Source organism: Methanocella sp. (assembly GCF_035506375.1).
In the GTDB taxonomy this organism is placed as follows: domain Archaea; phylum Halobacteriota; class Methanocellia; order Methanocellales; family Methanocellaceae; genus Methanocella.
Map to the genome: position 1 here is coordinate 1 of NZ_DATJPM010000080.1, position 18,455 is coordinate 18,455.

At 58.7% G+C, this 18,455-nt stretch carries 17 protein-coding genes and 1 rRNA gene; 9 read left to right on the forward strand and 9 right to left on the reverse strand.

The genetic code is table 11. From position 1 onward, the window contains the following. Positions 1-6 precede the first annotated feature (6 nt). The 3 genes from rrf (at position 7) to VMC84_RS10830 (ending at position 1,649) form a co-directional block, all read left to right on the forward strand. A 5S ribosomal RNA gene (rrf, locus tag VMC84_RS10820) occupies positions 7-127 on the forward strand. 257 nt (positions 128-384) lie between these two features. Next, on the forward strand, positions 385-1,095 hold the full coding sequence (locus tag VMC84_RS10825) for a hypothetical protein (RefSeq protein WP_325380508.1): 711 nt from the start codon (positions 385-387) through the stop codon (positions 1,093-1,095). 80 nt (positions 1,096-1,175) lie between these two features. After that, positions 1,176-1,649, forward strand: a complete 474-nt coding sequence (locus VMC84_RS10830; RefSeq protein WP_325380510.1) for a hypothetical protein — start codon at positions 1,176-1,178, stop codon at positions 1,647-1,649. 12 nt (positions 1,650-1,661) lie between these two features. Here VMC84_RS10830 and gatE read toward each other — a convergent pair whose 3' ends face one another. Genes gatE through argH form a run of 3 tightly spaced genes read right to left on the reverse strand, consistent with a single transcriptional unit; the run spans position 1,662 to position 6,281 of the window. After that, positions 1,662-3,548 carry a Glu-tRNA(Gln) amidotransferase subunit GatE gene (gene gatE / locus VMC84_RS10835; RefSeq protein ID WP_325380512.1) on the reverse strand — a complete coding sequence of 629 codons (1,887 nt, stop codon included), beginning with the start codon at positions 3,546-3,548 and terminating at the stop codon, positions 1,662-1,664. After that, the gene (gene gatD, locus VMC84_RS10840) at positions 3,545-4,789 is read right to left on the reverse strand and encodes a Glu-tRNA(Gln) amidotransferase subunit GatD (RefSeq protein ID WP_325380514.1); all 1,245 of its coding nucleotides are present in this window, start codon (positions 4,787-4,789) and stop codon (positions 3,545-3,547) included. The genes gatE and gatD overlap by 4 nt, the downstream gene beginning before the upstream one ends. Positions 4,790-4,793: 4 nt before the next feature. Next, positions 4,794-6,281, reverse strand: a complete 1,488-nt coding sequence (argH, locus tag VMC84_RS10845) for an argininosuccinate lyase (protein ID WP_325380516.1) — start codon at positions 6,279-6,281, stop codon at positions 4,794-4,796. Between the two features lie 97 nt (positions 6,282-6,378). Between argH and VMC84_RS10850 the strand changes: the two genes are divergently transcribed. Further along, a complete protein-coding gene (locus VMC84_RS10850) occupies positions 6,379-7,548 on the forward strand; it encodes a radical SAM protein (RefSeq protein ID WP_325380518.1) in 1,170 nt (389 codons plus the stop codon). Here the strand turns inward: VMC84_RS10850 and VMC84_RS10855 are convergent. Next, on the reverse strand, positions 7,538-8,539 hold the full coding sequence (locus VMC84_RS10855) for an RIO1 family regulatory kinase/ATPase (protein WP_325380520.1): 1,002 nt from the start codon (positions 8,537-8,539) through the stop codon (positions 7,538-7,540). The genes VMC84_RS10850 and VMC84_RS10855 overlap by 11 nt on opposite strands. A 2-nt stretch (positions 8,540-8,541) precedes the next feature. Beyond that, the gene (gene ilvD, locus VMC84_RS10860; RefSeq protein WP_325380522.1) at positions 8,542-10,284 is read right to left on the reverse strand and encodes a dihydroxy-acid dehydratase; all 1,743 of its coding nucleotides are present in this window, start codon (positions 10,282-10,284) and stop codon (positions 8,542-8,544) included. 137 nt (positions 10,285-10,421) lie between these two features. Between ilvD and VMC84_RS10865 the strand changes: the two genes are divergently transcribed. Genes VMC84_RS10865 through VMC84_RS10875 form a run of 3 tightly spaced genes read left to right on the forward strand, consistent with a single transcriptional unit; the run spans position 10,422 to position 11,174 of the window. Next, on the forward strand, positions 10,422-10,580 hold the full coding sequence (locus tag VMC84_RS10865; protein WP_325380524.1) for a hypothetical protein: 159 nt from the start codon (positions 10,422-10,424) through the stop codon (positions 10,578-10,580). 7 nt (positions 10,581-10,587) lie between these two features. Beyond that, positions 10,588-10,977 (forward strand): 5-(carboxyamino)imidazole ribonucleotide mutase, encoded by a 390-nt coding sequence (gene purE / locus VMC84_RS10870; RefSeq protein ID WP_325380526.1) that lies wholly within the window; start codon positions 10,588-10,590, stop codon positions 10,975-10,977. Then, the gene (locus tag VMC84_RS10875) at positions 10,974-11,174 is read left to right on the forward strand and encodes a hypothetical protein (protein WP_325380528.1); all 201 of its coding nucleotides are present in this window, start codon (positions 10,974-10,976) and stop codon (positions 11,172-11,174) included. The genes purE and VMC84_RS10875 overlap by 4 nt, the downstream gene beginning before the upstream one ends. A gap of 4 nt (positions 11,175-11,178) precedes the next feature. Here VMC84_RS10875 and VMC84_RS10880 read toward each other — a convergent pair whose 3' ends face one another. Then, a complete protein-coding gene (locus VMC84_RS10880; RefSeq protein ID WP_325380530.1) occupies positions 11,179-11,415 on the reverse strand; it encodes a hypothetical protein in 237 nt (78 codons plus the stop codon). A 159-nt stretch (positions 11,416-11,574) separates the two neighbouring features. Between VMC84_RS10880 and VMC84_RS10885 the strand changes: the two genes are divergently transcribed. Continuing rightward, a complete protein-coding gene (locus VMC84_RS10885) occupies positions 11,575-12,627 on the forward strand; it encodes a BtrH N-terminal domain-containing protein (RefSeq protein ID WP_325380532.1) in 1,053 nt (350 codons plus the stop codon). 562 nt (positions 12,628-13,189) lie between these two features. Beyond that, on the forward strand, positions 13,190-15,991 hold the full coding sequence (locus VMC84_RS10890) for a DEAD/DEAH box helicase (protein ID WP_325380534.1): 2,802 nt from the start codon (positions 13,190-13,192) through the stop codon (positions 15,989-15,991). 125 nt (positions 15,992-16,116) lie between these two features. Here the strand turns inward: VMC84_RS10890 and VMC84_RS10895 are convergent, their stop codons facing one another. From VMC84_RS10895 to VMC84_RS10905, 3 genes are all read right to left on the reverse strand, one after another. Further along, positions 16,117-16,683, reverse strand: a complete 567-nt coding sequence (locus VMC84_RS10895; RefSeq protein WP_325380536.1) for a TATA-box-binding protein — start codon at positions 16,681-16,683, stop codon at positions 16,117-16,119. A 227-nt stretch (positions 16,684-16,910) separates the two neighbouring features. Continuing rightward, positions 16,911-17,537 (reverse strand): MarC family protein, encoded by a 627-nt coding sequence (locus tag VMC84_RS10900; RefSeq protein WP_325380538.1) that lies wholly within the window; start codon positions 17,535-17,537, stop codon positions 16,911-16,913. 34 nt (positions 17,538-17,571) lie between these two features. Beyond that, a complete protein-coding gene (locus tag VMC84_RS10905; protein WP_325380540.1) occupies positions 17,572-18,390 on the reverse strand; it encodes a TrmB family transcriptional regulator in 819 nt (272 codons plus the stop codon). Positions 18,391-18,455 lie beyond the last annotated feature (65 nt).

Consider the following 18,455-nt stretch of genomic DNA (forward strand, 5'->3'; position numbering starts at 1 on the left):
GGTGGTTTTGGCGGCCAAAGCGGCGGGGCACACCCGGTCCCATACCGAACCCGGAAGTTAAGCCCGCCCACGTTCCAGCCAGTACTGAGGTACGCGAGTCCCCGGGAAAACCGGAACGCCGCCAACCACCCACCAAGACACACGCCAATTTAACACTCTTCTAATAACATTTTACTTTACGATCATAACTGGCATATCCGCTCTTTCTATAACCACTGCGATGCTAATAACATAAAAAATAAGCTTTATATTTTTATTCACGGCGTTTAACATATAAATTAACGGATTATATTCCAAACAAATACTAGTATAGCATAATCCGGTTAAATATTTGGGTGATATATTGTGAATCGAATTATAGGCATATGCTTATGCGTCGCATTAATGCTCATTTTTACCTTGTGGCCGGCCGTCCTGCCGGCTTTATCTGCGGCAAGCGATGGCTGCGTCATCACCGGCACCGTTTCGATCAACGGCGTGGGGTCAGCCAATATAACTGTGTCTGATGCGTACACGGGCAAGAGCACGACCTCGACGGCTAACGGCTTTTACTACCTCCTGGTGCCCGCCGGCATCACCACGCATGTCACCGCCTCGTATCACGGCTATTCGAAATCGTCGGATTCCTTTGATACGAGCTATGGCATGACGACAATCAACCTCGATATCACAATGCCGGTCGCTACGGCCACGCCTACACCCACTCCAACTCCCACCCCCACGGCTTCGCCGACTGTCACGCCCTCTCCGACGGCTTCGCCGACGCCTACTGCATCGCCTACTGCATCGCCTACTGCATCGCCGACAGTAACGCCCACGGTGGCGCCGACCGCAAAACCAGCCTCCTCCGGCCAGGGCACTGCAGCTACCCTCATAGCGACGCCTGCGCCCACCCTGGCTGCGACGCCGATCCCGTCTCCGACAGCCGGGAGCACTATCAATTATTCCAGGTATGTCATGGATACGCCCACGCCCACTCCGCCCGCGGGCCCCACGCCCGCCGGGACGATGACCAGGCTGCCCGGGTTCGCCCTGCCCCTCGCCCTCGCCTCGGTAATAATAGCCGCGATGCTTGTCCGAAGGAAGGGCCGGTAAACCCTTTTGCCGGGCCATGGGCCCGGCACTCTTTTAATCGCAAACTTCTTATCGAATCCTCTTGATTATGTTCATAGGCTATGGATCTTAACGATATTACCAAAGAGCTCGATAAGGCCGTCGTGCCGGGACGATTACCGGAGCGTAAGCCCGACTTAGGCGTCAGGCGGGGCCATATGAAGGCCTATTCACTGAAGCTCATCGCGTTCGCGCTGCTCGCCATCGTCGCCGGGTTTGGCTTTCTGGTCATCTCGCATTATAGGTCCCTTCTCATGATGCTCATCGTCCTGGCGTACTTCGGCCTGGGCGTTTACCTGGCCTTAAAGCTCTTTACCCTGACGTATAATGGCTGGCTCTATACGCTCCTGCTCTCGGCGGCCGGCGTGTTCATGCCGGCCCTGGCCCTTATCAGCCGGGGCTTTTCGAACTCGACGTTTACGCTGGGCGCGCTGGCCATAATCGCCATATCGCTGCTCTCGGCAATTATACTGTTGTGGGCAAAGGACCTGTTCGGGATAAAAAGCTACAGGGAAATCTTCGTCCCGTACAAATAAAAAAGAGAGAGCCTATTTCTTAAGCTCCACCTGTATCTCTTCCCGAAGAATTTTACTGATGAGCTTGCCATCCGCTTTGCCCCGGAGCTTTGCCATGACGGGGCCCATGAGGCCGCCCTGGGATGCCTCGCCTTTTTCCTTGACGAAGTCTTTTCTTGATTGGACTATTTCCTTGATTGTCCTGCGGATGTCTTCCTCGCCGACGCCGCCCAGCCCCAGCCTTCCCAGGGCCTCGTCGATGCTCACGCCGCGGGCCATTTCGGCGAGCACCTGCGGTATGGCCTCCTTGGCGATACGTCCCTCGGATACGTACCTGAAGAGCTGCATGTAATGGTCTTCAGTGAGGTTTTCAACGGGTACGCCATCGCGCCTGAGCTCCACAGTCGTGCCCAGCATGGTGCGGGCCACGAGCGTCGGGTTGCCGCACGCCTTTGCGACGTCCTCGAACCCGTAGCCCTGGGCCGAATAGGCGATGCCGCCGGCCAGCTCATCGTTGAGGCCGTAATCCTTAATGAGCCGGGCCTTCTTTTCCGGCAGCGTCTCGGGCAGCTCATTCCCGAGCTTCTCGATGTGGTAGGGAGTGACATCTACCGGGGGCACGTCCGTCTCCGGGTACATGCGGGCCCTGCCTGGGAGCGGCCTCATGTATTCCGTGCTTCCGGTAGGCAGGGCTCCCCTGGTCTCCTCAGGTATGCCCTTCAGCGCCTCCGAGGCCCTAATCTTAACGGCGTCCATGGCGCGCATCGACTTCTCCTTCGTGTCGGCCACCATGACGAAAGCGTCCTGCGGGCCAAGCGAGAGCTTTCGGGCGATGGCGTCTGTTTCGGCCTGCGTTATGCCGTAGTTCGGGAGCTCGTCGATGTGGAAGATGCCTCCCACGCCGGCGGCCCTCTTGGCGCGGTCCGAGAGCTCCGACCCGAGGCGGCGGCCTGGCTGTATCTCCCTGCCGACCAGGCCACGGAATCCAGAAAGCCTGACGGCAAGAGCGATCCCTCCAGAGGACAGCGCCTTCTTAACGACCTTCGAGGCCGTGTCCGCCAGGGCGTCGGTGATGTCGAATATTTCACCGTCGACGCTGGCTTCGCGGGCGAGCAGCTCGTCCCTGATATCGAGCAGGCTGACCTGCCTCAGCGCCTCGCTTTCGACGGCCTGCTCTACCAGATCTAGTGTTTGAACGCCCTTGATCTCGACCCTGGCGCCTCTTGCGATGGAGACGTTCACGTCCTGCCGTATGGTGCCCAGGCCCCGCTTGACCTCGGGCAGCGACCTCAGCAACGTGCCGATGTACAGGGCCACTTCCCGGGCCTGCGCCGGCGTGTGAATATCCGGGGCCGTAGCGATCTCGACGAGCGGTATGCCCAGCCTGTCCAGCGAATAGGTAATGGTATCGGCCTTCGCCTCCACTTTCGAGGCGGCGTCCTCCTCCAGGCAGAGCGTGTCTACCCCGACCCGGCCCGAGGCGGTCTCCAGGTACCCGCCCGAGGCCACGAAGCACGTCCTCTGGAAGCCGGTCGTGTTCGAGCCGTCCACCACGATCTTTCGCATGGTGAAGACCTCGTCCACGGGCCTCATGTTCAGCATCAGCGAGGCCTTGAGGGCAACGTCCAGCGCCTCCTTGTTCAGCGGCCGGGGCGGCTCCTCGTCGTTCTCGATGAGGCACGTGGTGTCGTAGGCCTTATACAGGAACTTTTTCCGGGCCATGGCCTGCTCCGCGGCTGCCCGGTCAACCTCGCCCAGCTCGCTCTCTCTCGCCCTCAGGTACCTGAAAAACTCGAAGTTCGACTCCTTCACGTCCCTGTCCATGGGGGGGCAGCAACAATACAGCTTATGCGCGGTGGCCAGTTGCTGGTGAATCTCCAGGCCGGCCTTCAGGCCCAGCTTTGCATAGTCGAGGCTCATAAGGTGGACCTCCAGTGGATCTCGCCCGCATAGTCCTTATGCATGATATCTTTCAATTCATCGGCATCCTTCGCCCTGCCCAGGGCCCACATGAGCTTCACCAGCACCGTTTCGGGCAGCATGTCCTCGCCCTCGATGACGCCCGCGTTCAGCAGGTCGATGCCCGTGGAGTAGACTCGGTCGCAGATACGGCCGTTGATGCACTGGGACGTCATCACGACGGCCATGCCCGCATCTATAGCCTTTTTGAGGGTCGAAATCCAGGCAGTGCTCACGTGGCCGAGCCCGGTGCCTTCCAGAACGATGCCCCGGTATCCCTTCTCACGATAATAGTCGATAATCTCCGGGGACATGCCCGGGTAGAACTTGACGAGGGCGCACTTCGTCTCCATTTTATCCATTAGCGCAAGTTCCTGCTCGCCGCGCTTCGGGTAGCCCGTTATGGGCGTGATATTCCTGGTGGCGTAGTCCACTCTTGCGATGGGCGGCACGTTCACGCTCTGGAACGCCGTCCTCATGGACGTATGGAGCTTCCGGACCTTGGTGCCCCGGTGAACATAGCAAAAGTCGTCCGACGTCTCGCCGTGCATGACGACCGTCACCCCGGCAATGTCGGACGTGGCTACCGCCGCGGCGCAGATCATGTTCATTGCGTTGTCGCTCGAGGGCCGGTCCGAGGACCGCTGTGCTCCGACGAGCACGATGGGGACGGGCGACCGGACCATGAACGAGAGGGCCGCGGCCGTGTAGCTCAGCGTGTCCGTCCCGTGCGTGACTATTATCCCATCCGCGCCGTTCCTTATTTCCTCGTGGCAGGCCCGGGCGAGGTTCTGCCATACTGGGGCGTCCATGTCCTCGCTGAAGATCATGCTCAGCACGTGGCCGTTGAAGTTCGCCATGTCCGTGAGCTCGGGTATGGCGTCTAATATATCGTCCGCCGTGAACTGGCTCGACACGGCGCCCGTGCGATAATCGACACGGCTGGCGATGGTGCCGCCCGTGGATAAGATGGATATGTTAGGCAGCCCCGGGTTGCGGGGATGCGTTTTCCTCGCGGGCTTCGGTGGCTGCTGGGAGCGTTCCGCGAGGGTCACGTCGGCCCCGTCCAGGGACAGGCCCACGTTGTAGCCGCTCTTCAGCTTCAGCACGATCTTGTCGCTACGAGAGGGCATTACGATGCCGTTGTATTCTCTTCCGTCCTTGACGACCTTTACGAGGTCGCCCTCTGCGTATTCAGCCATGATATTACCCCTTAATGATCGCTTCCACGGCTTTCGCCAGCTCGCCCTGAGCCTTCTCCTGCTTTTTACCCAGGTCCGAAGCCGCCTTTTCGTCTGTCTTCAGGCGCTCTTTTTCCGCGGCGATCTTTTTAGTGACGGTCTCCTTCGCAGGGCCCCCGAGGACGCTGCGGCGCTGCACGTTCTTCATGGGGTCCTTTGCCTCTTCAAGCGCTTTCTCGGTCAGCCCCATCGTGCTCAGCTTCTTCCCGATCATGTCCATCGAGGCCTGGTCGACGTCCTGCAGGGATGGGTTACCGTCGCCGCGGGCCAGCCGGCCTACGATGCCGTGGGCCGTCCTGAACGGCAGCCCCGTGGAGCGCACGATAGTGTCGGCGATCTCCGTCGCCGTAGTAAAGCCCATTGTGCTCTTCCGGGCCATCTCTTTCTTATTAATTTTAAGCGTGCTCACCGCTCCGGCCATGATGCGCACGGAGGAGCGGCTGATCTCGAATGAGCGTAATAGCTGCGGGGTGACTTCCTGCAGGTCGCTATTATAGCTGTATGGCAGCCCCTTTACGATGGTGAACGCCGCGACCATGTGGCCGATGACCGTGCCCGTGCGGCCCCTTATTAATTCGAGGATGTCCGGGTTCTTCTTCTGGGGCATGATGCTGCTCGTGGAGGCGTACGCGTCATCCAGCTCCACGAACCCGAACTCGGGGGTGCCCCACAGGACAAGCTCGTCCGCCAGCCGGCTTAGATCCGTCTCTAAAATGGCGATGGCGCTGATCGTGGTTAGAATGAAGTCCCTTGAGGAAACGCCGTCCATGGAGTTATCCATTGGCCGGTCGAAGCCGAGCAGCTTTGTCGTGTATTCCCTGTCCAGCGGGTAGCCCGTGGAGGCGAACGCGGCGCTGCCCAGGGGGTTGATGTTGATGAACCTATACGCGTCGATAAGCCTTTCGAAGTCCCTGTCGAAGGCGGAGGCATGTGCCATTAGTTGATGCGCCAGCGTGGTCGGCTGCGCATGCTGGAGGTGCGTGAAGCCCGGCATGACCGTGGCTACGTTGCCGGTGGCCAGCGAAACGAGGGCCTTTCGTAACTCTAAAAGATCGGCCATGAGGCCCAGGAGCTCTTTTCGCGCGGATATGCGGACGCAGGTGATGACCTCGTCGTTCCGGGAGCGCCCGGAGTGCATGCGCCCGCCGACGTCCTCGCCGGCGGACCTGATGAGGTTCGACTCGATGGCCATGTGGACGTCCTCGAACGCCTGAATATCAATAGCGTCGACCCCCGCCTTCTCGATCTTGCCCAGCGCCTTCAGTATGGCGGCGGCATCCTTTTTGACGATGACCCCCTGCTTCGCAAGCATGGCCGTGTGGGCCTCATCGACCATGATGTCCGAGGGGAATATCCACCGGTCCGCCTGGAGGGACGAAGTGAACGCGTTGATCTCCTCGCTCTTGGCGGCAGAAAGCCTGCCCCTGCGCAGTATGTCCTCATTGTTCTTCATCCGATACGCCTCTGCGACGCAAATACTTCTAACGTCATCCTATATCATTGTTTATGCGAGAAAATGTTTTTCTGTCTTGAGGCCGCATGGTCTATCGATGGCGGTCTTTTCAGAGGTCTACGACGAGGACAACGATAAGGTGTTCGTGATACGCGGCACCATCGAAGTGCGTATCCCTAAAAATTTTTACTCTCAGCTAAAAAGAAAATACTCGGACGAAGAGATCGTGTCCATGCAGGAGCCTAAAATCTTAAGGCACCACCACACGAAGCGGGAGCTCGTCTATGTGACGAAGGAATCGGGATTACCATTAATCGGCCACACGGCTTTCGGTTTGATCGACCGGGGCACGAACCTGATACAGGTCCGGCCCGTGTCCGGCTGCAACCTGAACTGTATCTTCTGCAGCGTCGACGAGGGCGTGAGCAAGAGCCGGAAGGCCGATTTCATCGTCGATACGGACTACCTGGTGGAGGAGTTCGCGAAGCTGGCCGCGCTCAAAGGCGATGACGTGGAGGCGCACATCGACGGCCAGGGCGAGCCGTTCATATACCCGTACATGACGGAGCTGCTGGAAAAGCTGCGGAAGGTGCCGCAGGTGAAGGTCATATCGGCGCAGACAAACGGCATGCTCCTCGGCGCGGAAAAAATAACGGAGTGGGAGGGACTGCTCGACCGCATTAACCTGTCAATATCGTCGCTGGACAGCCGCCGGTCTCGCGTGCTGGCCGGCACCAATTTATACGACGTGGAGCACGTCAAGGACGTCGCAAGGGCTATCGCAGCCAGCCAGATCGACCTGCTCCTGGCGCCGGTGTGGGTGCCGGGATTCAACGACGAGGACATTCCTAAATTAATCGAGTTCGGCCTGGAGATCGGCGCCGGCAAGCGATGGCCGGGCTTCGGCATCCAGAACTACGTCCGGTACCAGTTCGGCAAAAAGGTCAAAGGCAAGCCCATGAAGTTCGCGGAATTCTTCAGGCGCCTCGAGGAATACGAAAGCCAGTACGGACTGCGGCTTAAGCTGACGCCCGCCGACTTCAACATCCACAAGGCCCCCGCGCTTCCGAAGGCCTTCAAGAAGGGAGAGCGTCTCAGGCTTGAGCTCGTGGCTCCGGGCCGGGTGTTCGGCGAGATGCTCGCCGTCGACCGGGGCTGCGTCATCGGCGTCCTGACGGACAGGCCAGTCGGCTCGACGGTATTCGCCGAGGTCACGCGGACCACCGATAACGTATATGTGGCCGTGACCTCCGAGTCTAGGCGGTAATGTTCTGCTTCAGCTTTTTTATCCTGTCCTCGCTCAGTTCCAGGTCGCTCTTGTAGAGCGCCATGTCGATCATGCCCGCCGCCCTTTCGAGGTCGGATGCCGAGTAGTACTGCCTCGCCCGGGCCAGCACCGCTTCCGCCGGCGCCCGGTCCGCTAAAGCGCAGAGCAGGCACGCCAGGTCGAAGGCCGCGGCCTCTTCCGCGCCGCTGCGGTCGATCTTGAGGCAGTCGAACACGTAGACCGCGCTGCCCGAGAGCATGAAGTTATCCATCTTCACGTCCCCGTGGAAGATGCCGTTCTCCCGCATCTTCCTTAGAATAATGAACAGCCGGTCCATGATCTCGTCGTTAATGGTGACTTTCGAGAGCGGCGTCCCCTCGATGAACTGCATGACGAGCATGTAATCATCGGCGCCCAGATTGTGCAAGCCGTAGACCTTCGGGGCGTTCACGGAAGCATCTCTCAGCCTTTCCAGGCAGCGCTTCTCGTACTCGCCCATCTCCCGGCCGCAGTGGTACTCGTCGAACCGGAGGTCCACGCCCTCGGCGATGACGCCCATCTTCCGCATCAGCGTCATGTACCGGTGCTTGACGGCGCTACGCTCGTTCATGATCTTCGCCAGGTACTTGACTTCGGTATGCGTTTTCTTGTCGATGCCCCGGACGATGCAGGGTATGGAGAGCCAGTACGAGCCTCCGGCCAGCTTTATTTTCAGCTTTTTCATGCCGTACTCCTTCTTGAAAACGTGCCGCATCCGGGCCTTCCGAATGAAGTTCAGCCGGTCCCGGGAGACTGCATGCATCATCCCGACGAACGTCCGGCGGAGCCGGGTGCCCAGGACGTGGTCGACGCCGCTCGCGCCGATGTAGAAGAGCGTGATGAGGAGCACCAGCACGGCTTCCACGACGAAGTTATTCAGCAGGGCACGGGCCGCCCTCTCCAGGATGCCCGGCGCCCGGTAGTATCGATATTCTGCCCGTCCGGCGCTCATGGTCATCTCACCGGGCATATACCATAATCCATGTACCCGCCCTCCATGGCCGATGTGGCCAGCCGCGTATAAAGCCCCAGGACCCCACCATACTTCTCCGGCGGCTTCTTCCACTTCGACAGCCTTTCCTTGATGACCGCATCCATCGCTTCCGCGCCCTCTTTTTTGCCCCTTGTTCCCACCAGGTCGAGCCTCCTGCCCGGGATGTCGATCTCGATGAGGTCGTCTTTTTCCACGACCGCGATGGGCCCGCCTTCCATGGCTTCCGGGGACACGTAGCCGATGCACGGGCCGCGGCTCGCGCCGGAAAAGCGCCCGTCCGTCACGAGCGCCGTAGTGCGGCTCAGCTCCGGGCTCGACGCCAGCGCCTCCGTGGGGTAGAACATCTCGGGCATGCCACAGCCTTTAGGGCCCACGTACCGGATCACGATCACCGAGCCCTTCTTTATCTTACCGCCCACGATGTCGTCGAACGTGTCCCGGTCATTATCATACACCAAGGCGGGGCCCATGTGCCTGAACATCTCCTTGGGCACGGCCGAATACTTGACGACGGCGTGCCCGGGCGCCAGGTTGCCGCTCAGGATGGCCAGCGCCCCCTCGCCCCTCGGCTTCGAGGCCGGCGCGATGATGTCCTCCGCGTCCATGCGATAGTTGATCAGGTATTGTCTTACCCGGTCGAAGTAGCCCCGCCTCTCCAGCTCTTTCAGGTTATCGCCGAGCGTCCGGCCCGTGACGGTCATGGCGTCCAGATGCAGATGGTCCCTGATCTCCCGGATGACGCCCTGCACTCCTCCTGCGTACCAGTAAAAGATCGCGGGGTAGGTGCCGCTGGGCCTGACGTTCAGCAGGAACGGGATGCCCCGGTTCAGCTCGTCCCAGAGCTCTGGCTTCATTTTTATGCCCGCCTCCCGGGCTATCGTCGGCATGTGCAGGAGCGCGTTCAGGGAGCCGCCCAGGGCCGCGTGCACCATGATGGCGTTCTCGAAGGCCTCGGGCTTGAGGATGTCCCGGGTCGTGAGGCCCTCGTCCAGCATCTTTACGGCCCGCCGCCCGCAGGCCTCGGCATTCTGCCGGATATCGTTCATGAAGGCGGGCATGGAAGCCGACGTGGGCATGGCCAGGCCCAGCGTCTCGGACATGGCCTGCATGGTGTTGGCCGTGCCCATGAACGAGCAGCACCCCACCGTCGGGCAGGCACTCCGCTGGAGGAACTGGTAGTCGTCCTTCGATATCTCGTTCTTCCGCAGCTCCGCATAGATGGTGCCAACCCTCTCGAGGGTGAACATCCGCGGGCCCTCCATCATGGTGCCTCCCGGCACGTGTATGGCCGGGACATCGTGCAGCCTGGCCATGGCCTTGAGCTGCGCGGGGACGCCCTTGTCGCAGCTCGATAAAAGAACGATCGCGTCCAGGGGCTGGGTCTTCCAGTGGATCTCGATCATGTCGCAAATGATTTCCCGCGATAGCAGCGAGTAGTCCATGCCCTCGGTGCCCTGGGCGATGCCGTCGCACATGTCGGTGACGTGGAAGTTCGACGGCTTGCCGCCCGCGGCGTATACGCCCCGGCAGACCATTTCCGATAAGCGTAAAAGATGATAGCTGCCCGGCAGGGCGTCGCCCCAGACGTCGTCGACCATGACCTGCGGTTTTTCTAAATCCTCCATGGTCCAGTCCATGGAGATCTTCAGGGGGTCGATTTCCGGCCCCAGTTTTCGTAGTTGCTGGCTTCTCCTCGTACCCATGAACAAATTTATAAAATAACAATTATTTTAATTCTGCCTGCTTTTACGTTATTTTCACATTTATTGAACTTAAGGACAAGGTTTTTAAACCATGTCCAGGATATTGCTGTTGCTATCTTAGCACTTTGTGGGTGGAAATGATGACCAAAATAACGTCTGAAGTCCTTCACGAGCTCGTGCTGCTCAAAAAGTCCGACTACGAGAAATTTCTCCAGCGCATCGAGGAACTGGCGCTCGGCTCCATGGACATTCTCCTGACTTATAAAAAGTTTAAAGAATACCCTGCCAACATATAAGCCCCTCATGGTAGATGTGGCAGTCATCCTCGGGTCCGCCTCGGACCGCGCCATCGCCGATAAGGCGATCGAGGTATTAACAAAGAACAATGTCTCTTTTGAGCTCCAGGTCTTATCCGCTCACCGTAACCCGGACGAGCTGGATACGTTCGTAAAAAAGACGGATGCCAGAGTCTTTATCGCCATCGCCGGCCTCGCGGCCGCGCTCCCGGGCGTCATCGCGTCGAAGACGAGCAGGCCGGTCATCGGCGTCCCCGTTTCAGCCAAGCTCGGGGGCCTGGACGCGTTACTGTCTATCGTGCAGATGCCCAAGGGCGTTCCCGTGGCCTGCGTGGGCATCGATAACGGCGACAACGCCGCGCACCTGGCCGTGCGTATCCTGAAGGTGGGACAATGAAGGCGCAGGACGCAAAGGTCGCCTATATCGCGCTGGCCTTTTTGATAGCGCTGTGCGCCATCGCGGCCTCGTACCTTCACCAGTACTATATCGCCCTCGGCCTCATCGTGCTGGCCTCGGCCATAATACTGGGAGGGGCGATCCTCGTCTCCTACATGTATAAGATGGAAAAAGCGGAAGAGCTAAAAAAGCTCTGATCTTTTATATGTCGTCCTCGTCGGCGTCCGACGACCCGCCGTCGCTGCTCGCGGCGTGTTCCTCTTCCTCGAACTCGCCCGCGACTCTCTCTTCCTCGAGCTCTTCCGGCGTCGCCACGATCTCGTCCGTCACCAGCGGCGTCATCTTTTGCTTTTTCGCCAGGCAGAAGTACCTTGAGAACGTATCCATGCTGTCAATGACGACGAGCTCATTCTTGTGTATCGCGATCGGTGTGTACAAATTGGGTCCTCCACAGCGACTTTCACGATTCTTTGGAACCATCTCATATATAACATTATCGCGATGAAACGGCGGCCGCACAATAAGCCCTTGCTGTAGTGAAAAAGCGCATCCGGGACATACCAAACTTTAATTTTTGAATAGCCTTCTTACCTGCTGATGAAAAAGGTCCTGGACAATTTCGTTCACCGGCGCGGCATGCACTGCGACACCACGGCCCTGAGGGACGTGTTCGGATACTCGGGCCACGCGCTCCCGGAGTCCGCGTTCTTCGGCATCGGCGAAGGTCTGGGCTTTTATTACTGGAAGGGCCGCAACATTCGGCACCCGGTCGTCGGCGGGCGGATCAAGCCTCTCGAGCTGGACCGGCGGGCCTGCCGGAACCTGGGCGTCGGCTTAAAAATTAACACCTCGACCAGCCCGAAGCGGGCTTACAACGTCATGAAGGCGATGCTCGACGACTATAAGCCGGTAATGATGAGGGCGGACATCTACTACCTCGAGTACCGGCGCTCCCGCCATCACTGCGGCGCGTACAACATCGTGGTCGCCGGCCTGGACGAGGCGTCCGACACCGTCTACGTGGCGGATCACGTCGCGGACGGGCTCATCGAGCTGCCGGTCTCGCGGTTGATCGACGCGAGGGCGTCGCTCCACAAGCCGTTCCCCCCGAAGAATCTCTGGTTCGACTTCACGTTCCCTGAGAGCCTTTCTCTGGACGGCGACCGTGTAATGGGCGCCATAGGGATGAACGCCGTGGAGATGCTCAACTCCGACGCGCGGAACGTGGGCATCGGTGGCATCTATTTTCTGGCGAGCTGCATCCACCAGTGGAAGACCGACCTGAATAAGCGGGACCTGGAGATCGCCTGCAACGCCGCCTACAGCTCCATCGAGGCGAACGGCACGGGCGGCGGCCTCTACCGCCACATGTACGCCGAGTTCCTGGAGTACGCCCGGGGCCTGACGGGCGTAAAAGAGCTTGAAGGCATCGCAGGCGGCTACCACAGTGCCGGGCGCATGTGGTCCCAGGCGGCGAAGATCCTCAGGGACGTGCCCTGCGGCTGCGCCTCCATCACCGAGGCCGCCACGGTGGTCGAAGAGATCGCCGTGAAGGAGCACGAGCTGCTCACGGAACTGTTATGCGTGGCCAACCTGTGCTGCAAGAATAACCGGAAAGCCAGCCCTGCCAAGGCCCTCGAAAAGGGATAAGACTGCTCTAAGACTGTTTCTGCCACGAAGTTCTCAAAGTTATCTTTATAGGCCTGCGAAGACGGTTCGAGGCGCTTTATAAAACCCAGTGGTTCCGTGTTTGTTTAGTGGTCCTCTGCCCTGTTTTCCACTTTCGTACTGCCCGTCGGTTTTTCAACACGAAAGCACGAATTATTTTTATATCCCACGTAAGGGCACTAAAATCACTAAGGTCCATGCCTGGCGCTTAAAACACGAAACAACCTCCCGAATGGCACTAAAACACTAAAGGATTGAAACACGAGGACGGCATGAAATTAATGCTTTCTCTAGTGTTTCAAGTTAATTTTGTGATGTTCGTGCTTTTGGGATGTTGTTTGGTGTTTTGACGCGAAAGCATCCACATTAGTGTGGTTCGTGCCCCTTACGTGGGGTATAAAATAATTCGTGCTTTAGTGTTGAAAAACCGGACAAATCAGCGAACCACACAAACAAAGGACGAACGACCACACAACAAACACGGAACTACTGAAACCACAAAGGATTAATCGTATCAGGTAACATTAGACTTGATTCCGGCCATATGAAAAACTGTTTTGAGCTGCTTGACCCGAGGATACGGGAAGCCCTCGCTTCCATGGGCTTCACGGAGCCCACTGAGACGCAGGAGAAGGCAATACCCGTCATCATGCCGGGCGATCACGTGCTTGTCATCGCCCCCACGGGCACCGGCAAGACCGAGACTGCCATGCTCCCCGCGCTCCACGGCGTACTGAACGGCGAAGGCGGCGAAGGCTTCAAAGTACTATATATTACGCCGCTCAGGGCGCTGAACCGGGACATGATGAAGCGTCTCACCCAGTGGTCGAAGGAGCTGGGCGTCTCCATCGAGGTAAGGCATGGCGACACCCCGGCGCACGAGCGGCGGAAGCAGGCGCTCAAGCCTCCCGACGTGCTCATCACCACGCCCGAGACGCTCCAGGCCATCTTCATGGGCCCGCGCATGCGTAACCATCTCAGAACGGTAAAATACGTCATCGTCGACGAGGTGCACGAGCTCGCTTCCTCCAAGCGGGGCACGCAGCTGTCCATCGCCCTGGAGAGGCTGGCGGAGTACGCCGACTTCCAGAGAATAGGCCTCTCGGCAACGGTCGGGCGCCCCGATGAAGTGGCTAATTTTCTGGGCGGCGTGGGCAGGGAGGTCCGCGTCGTCGAGGTCTCCATCGAGAAGACCCTGGACTTCCACGTGACGGTGCCCAGAGTGGGCGAAGAGGATAAGCGGCTCGCGAGAAAGCTGCTTACCGACCCGGACATCGCCTCCCAGATCCGGGAAATGATCGAGATAATTCACAGGAACAAGTCTACGTTGATGTTCGTGAACACCCGCCAGTCGGCCGAGGCCATCGGCGCCAGGTTCAAGCGCCTCGGGGAGAGCATCGCCGTGCACCACGGCTCTCTCTCCAAAGAGGCCAGGATCGAGGCCGAGGACGCCTTCAAGGACGGCCGGGTCCCGGCGCTGGTCTGCACGTCGTCCATGGAGCTGGGCATAGACATCGGCGACATCGACCACGTCATCCAGTACATGTCTCCCCGGGAGGTGTGCCGCCTGGTCCAGAGGGTCGGCCGGGCCGGCCACCGGGTGGGCGAGACGTCCACGGGCACGGTCATCGCCATCAACGAGGACGACGCCAGCGAGGCCTGGGCCATCACCCGGAGGGCTGCCGCCGGCCAGATCGAGAGCGTCGGCCTCTACGAGAGGCCCTACGACGCGCTGGCCAACCAGGTCTGCGCCATGGCCCTCGAGTACGGAGATATTCCCTCTAGCAAAGCCTTCGGCCTGGCCAGGAAAGCATATCCCTACAGGGAACTCTCACGAAAGGAGTTCGACCTGGTGCTGAAACAGCTCGCCGAAGAAAGGCTCATTTTTGTCAGCGAGGCGGGCGTCATCGGCAGGAAGGGTAAGACACGGTCCTACATGTACGAGAACCTGTCCATGATCCCCGACGAGAAGCGCTACCAGATCCAGGACGTCATAAGCGGCCGATTCGTGGGCACGCTGGACGAGGCGTTCGTCATAAACATGGACCTGGGCGCCGTGTTCATCACCAAGGGCGACATGTGGCGCATCGTCGAGATCACCGAGGACAGGGTCCGGGTCGAGCCAGTGGAGAACCCGCAGGCCGAGGTGCCTTCGTGGGCCGGGGAAGAGATACCCGTGCCCTTCGCCATCGCCGTGGAGGTGGGCGCCATCCGGCGCGTCGTCGAGGAAATGAAAGACAGGCCGGACCAGGAGATCGTCGATCTTCTCATGAAACGCTATCCCACGGACGCCCACACGGCGAGGAAGCTGGTCGAATACGTGAAGCGCCAGATGGGCGACAGCTACCTGGTGCCGACCGATAAGCGCGTCGTCGTCGAGGACGAGCAGCGGACCATCGTCATCAACGCCTGCTTCGGCCACAAGGTCAACGAGACGCTGGGCAGGGTCATCACGGCCCTTTTAGCGTCGCGGTTCGGCAGCGGCGTGGCCATGGAGATCGATCCGTACCGCATAAAATTAGAGTTGCCCAGGCGCATCCGGGCGACTGATATTACTAAGCTCATCATGGACATCGACCCCATCTTCGTCGAGCCCATCATCGAGAAGACGCTCAAGAACACCATGCTCCTGAAGTGGAAGATGGTGCACGTCGCCCGCAAGTTCGGCGCCCTATCGAGGGACGTGGACTACGAGCGCATCAGCATGGATAAATTACTTAAGATCTTCGAGGGCACGCCCATGTACGAAGAGGCCGTCAGGGAGATCTTCCACGACAAGCTGGACGTGGAGAACGCCTGCAAAGTGCTGAAAATGCTCCGCAGCGGCGAGATCTCGCTCTCGGCGGGGAGGCTCAGCTTCATCGGCGGCTCCGGCTTCACCGGCGGCAGAGAATTAATGGCACCGGAGACGGCCGACCGTTCTATACTGATGGCCCTGAAGGACCGCATCATGAACGACCACGTCCTTTTGTTCTGCCTGAACTGCAAGAAGTACTCGGCCAAGAAGCGGGTCGAGGACGTGGACGACCCGCCGGTCTGCCCCGTCTGCGGCTCGAAGCTCATCGCGGCGCTCAAGCCCTGGGAGCGGGACGAGATGGAGCTGGCGAAGCACCCGGAGAAGCTCAAGTCCGAGGACGATAAGATAAAAGTCAAGCGGGTCTACCGGAACGCCAACATCGTGCTCTCCCACGGCAAGAAGGCCGTCATTGCTTTAGCATCGAGAGGCCTGGGGCCGGAGACGGCTTCGCGCGTGATAGCGAAGCTCAAGGAAGACGAGGACGACTTTTACCGGGATATATTAAGGGCTGAGCGGGACTACGTGCGTACCCGGCGGTTCTGGGTATAGCTTTTTTCCATTATGCCGTCCTGGATTATTGTTGTATATAGTGGTATCGCGGCATTCGACGATACCCGAAACGGCTCAACGGAAAATGCTAAAGAAAATAATTAAAAAAGAGTTCAGGGTCCGCCTTACAGTAAGGCGAGCCCCTCGAGCTCCTTGACGATGCGGTCGACGGCCTCTTCCGCATCCTTCGGCTTCTTGCCGCCCGTCACCACGAGCTTGCCGGAGCCGAATAGCAGGACGACGACCTTGGGGCTGTCGAGCCGGTAGACTAAACCGGGGAACTGCTCGGGCTCGTACTCGATGTTCTCGAGGCCGAGGCCGATGGCGATGGCGTTCAGGTTAAGCACCGAGCCGAGGTCGGCCGATGCGACGATGTTCTGGACGGTAATTTCGGGATTCTGGTCCACCTTGATGCCCACGCTGTCCATCTTTTTGAAGACCTTCTTCAGGCCCCTGTCCACGTCCTCGATGCTCTTCGCGCCCGTGCACACGATCTTGCCGCTACGGAAAATGAGGGCGGCGGTCTTGGGGTCTTTGGTGCGGTACACGAGGCCCGGGAACTGCTCGGGATCATAGTCGGCGCCCTCGAGCTGGAGCGTGACCGACTTGAGGTCGATCTCCTGCCCGATTGCGGTGGAGGCCACGACGTTCTCGATGGTGATCGTCTTCTTCGCTTCTTCGGCTTTGCTCATAAATATACTCCTATAGCAACCTTTCCTATAACGGGTATTTATCGTATATAAGCATACGGATAATATACTGGCGTTAGCATGACTGCCGGCAGGACGATTTTCCCACCGGGGTATTTAAATACACTAAGATTTAAGCACTCCAATGATATATAAACTTTATATACTCTTTATAAAGCCCTTTAAAAAACGGTGTGAAAAAGTAGTATCGCAAGCTCATCGGGCTGCGCTCAGCCGAGCAGTCCAGGGAACGAGCCGCTGATGCCGTTGATCATCATGTTGGTGGCGATGGCCGCGAGCACGATGCCCATGACCTTGGTGAGTACCCGGGTGCCGTCCTTGTGTATGATGCTAAAGAGCAGGTCGCTGTTGACCATGATGATCCAGGAGCCCAGCATCGCGATGATTATCGCGGCCAGGACCCATATTTTATCGAGCCCGGCGGCATCGTTCATATAGACCATGGTGAGGGTCATGGCGCCCGGGCCGGCGATGAGGGGCGTGGCCATGGGGGTCACCGAGATGGAGTCTAAGTCCTCCTCCTCTTGCGGGACGTCGGTCTTTTTGGCCCTCGACTCGCTGCCCATGAGCATGTCGAAGGCGATCAGCAGGAGCAGGATGCCGCCCGCGATGCGGAGGGAATTGATGGAAATGTCCAGCACGTCTAAGAATGGCTTCCCGACCAGGGCGAAGATCACGAGGATTATTGTCGCGATGACCGAGGCCTTCGTGATCACGTATCGGCGCTCAGTGCCGCTCATGCCGCCGGTCAATCCCAGGAATATGGGGATGTTCCCGAAGGGGTCGACCATGACGAATATCGAGATGACCACGCTGATAAAAAACCCGAAGTCCATTGCAATATAAAAAATAATCGATAAGGATATAATCCTATTCGTTTAAGGGCGTGGATTTAATGGAAAGGGCCCCGTCCCACTCCATTTCGGTGAAGTGCCTCAGGACGGAAGTGATGCTGTCCATGCGGGTGTGGATGGCGGTAATATCCTTGATGCCGTGCCTCATGCCGCCCGTGATGTTGAATAGCACTTCGGCGTCGTCCACCATGAGCACGCCGCCAGTGATCGATATATTCGAGGACGGCTTTTTGGGGTCCAGGACCTTTACCTCTACTCCCGGCAATTCACCCTTAATGCGGCGGGCAGTATCGTCGTCAACGCAGACGACGCGCAGCCGTACGCCAGCTGCGATCCTCTTTCTTACGATGTTCATCAGGTTGCCGAATATCGGGTAGCGTTTCTGTAAGTCGAAGTACATGGGATCGGTGGCGATCAGGATGATGTTTCTCTCCGCATCGCTGACCATATCGGATAGCTTGTTATAAAGGTTCATGCCGCCGCGTACAGTCCAGACGGACTCGGACTGCTCCTTGCACTCGCCCCGCGCATGGGCCTCTTCCAGCTCCTTCAGGGCCTTCATGCAGTCTTCGTCGATGGCTCTCCGGAGCTTCTCGATCGCCTTGACCGGGTCGATGCTGCGGTATCGCATGGGCTTCCCATGCTCGACCTCGACCAGGCCTTTTTCCTCGAGCTTTGCCAGGGCGCCATAGATGGCGGACCTGGGGACGTCGGAGGCCATGTGGACGTCCGAGGCTGTTCCGACCTTAATGTGGTTCAGGGCCACGTATACCTTCGCCTCATACTCCGTCAGGCCCAGGCGCTTGAGCGCATCCACTGTCCACATGTCATTCATAAAAAATACATAGCTTCCGTAATCTTTATATAACTTTCCATTGCTATAATGACACAATATTCAGT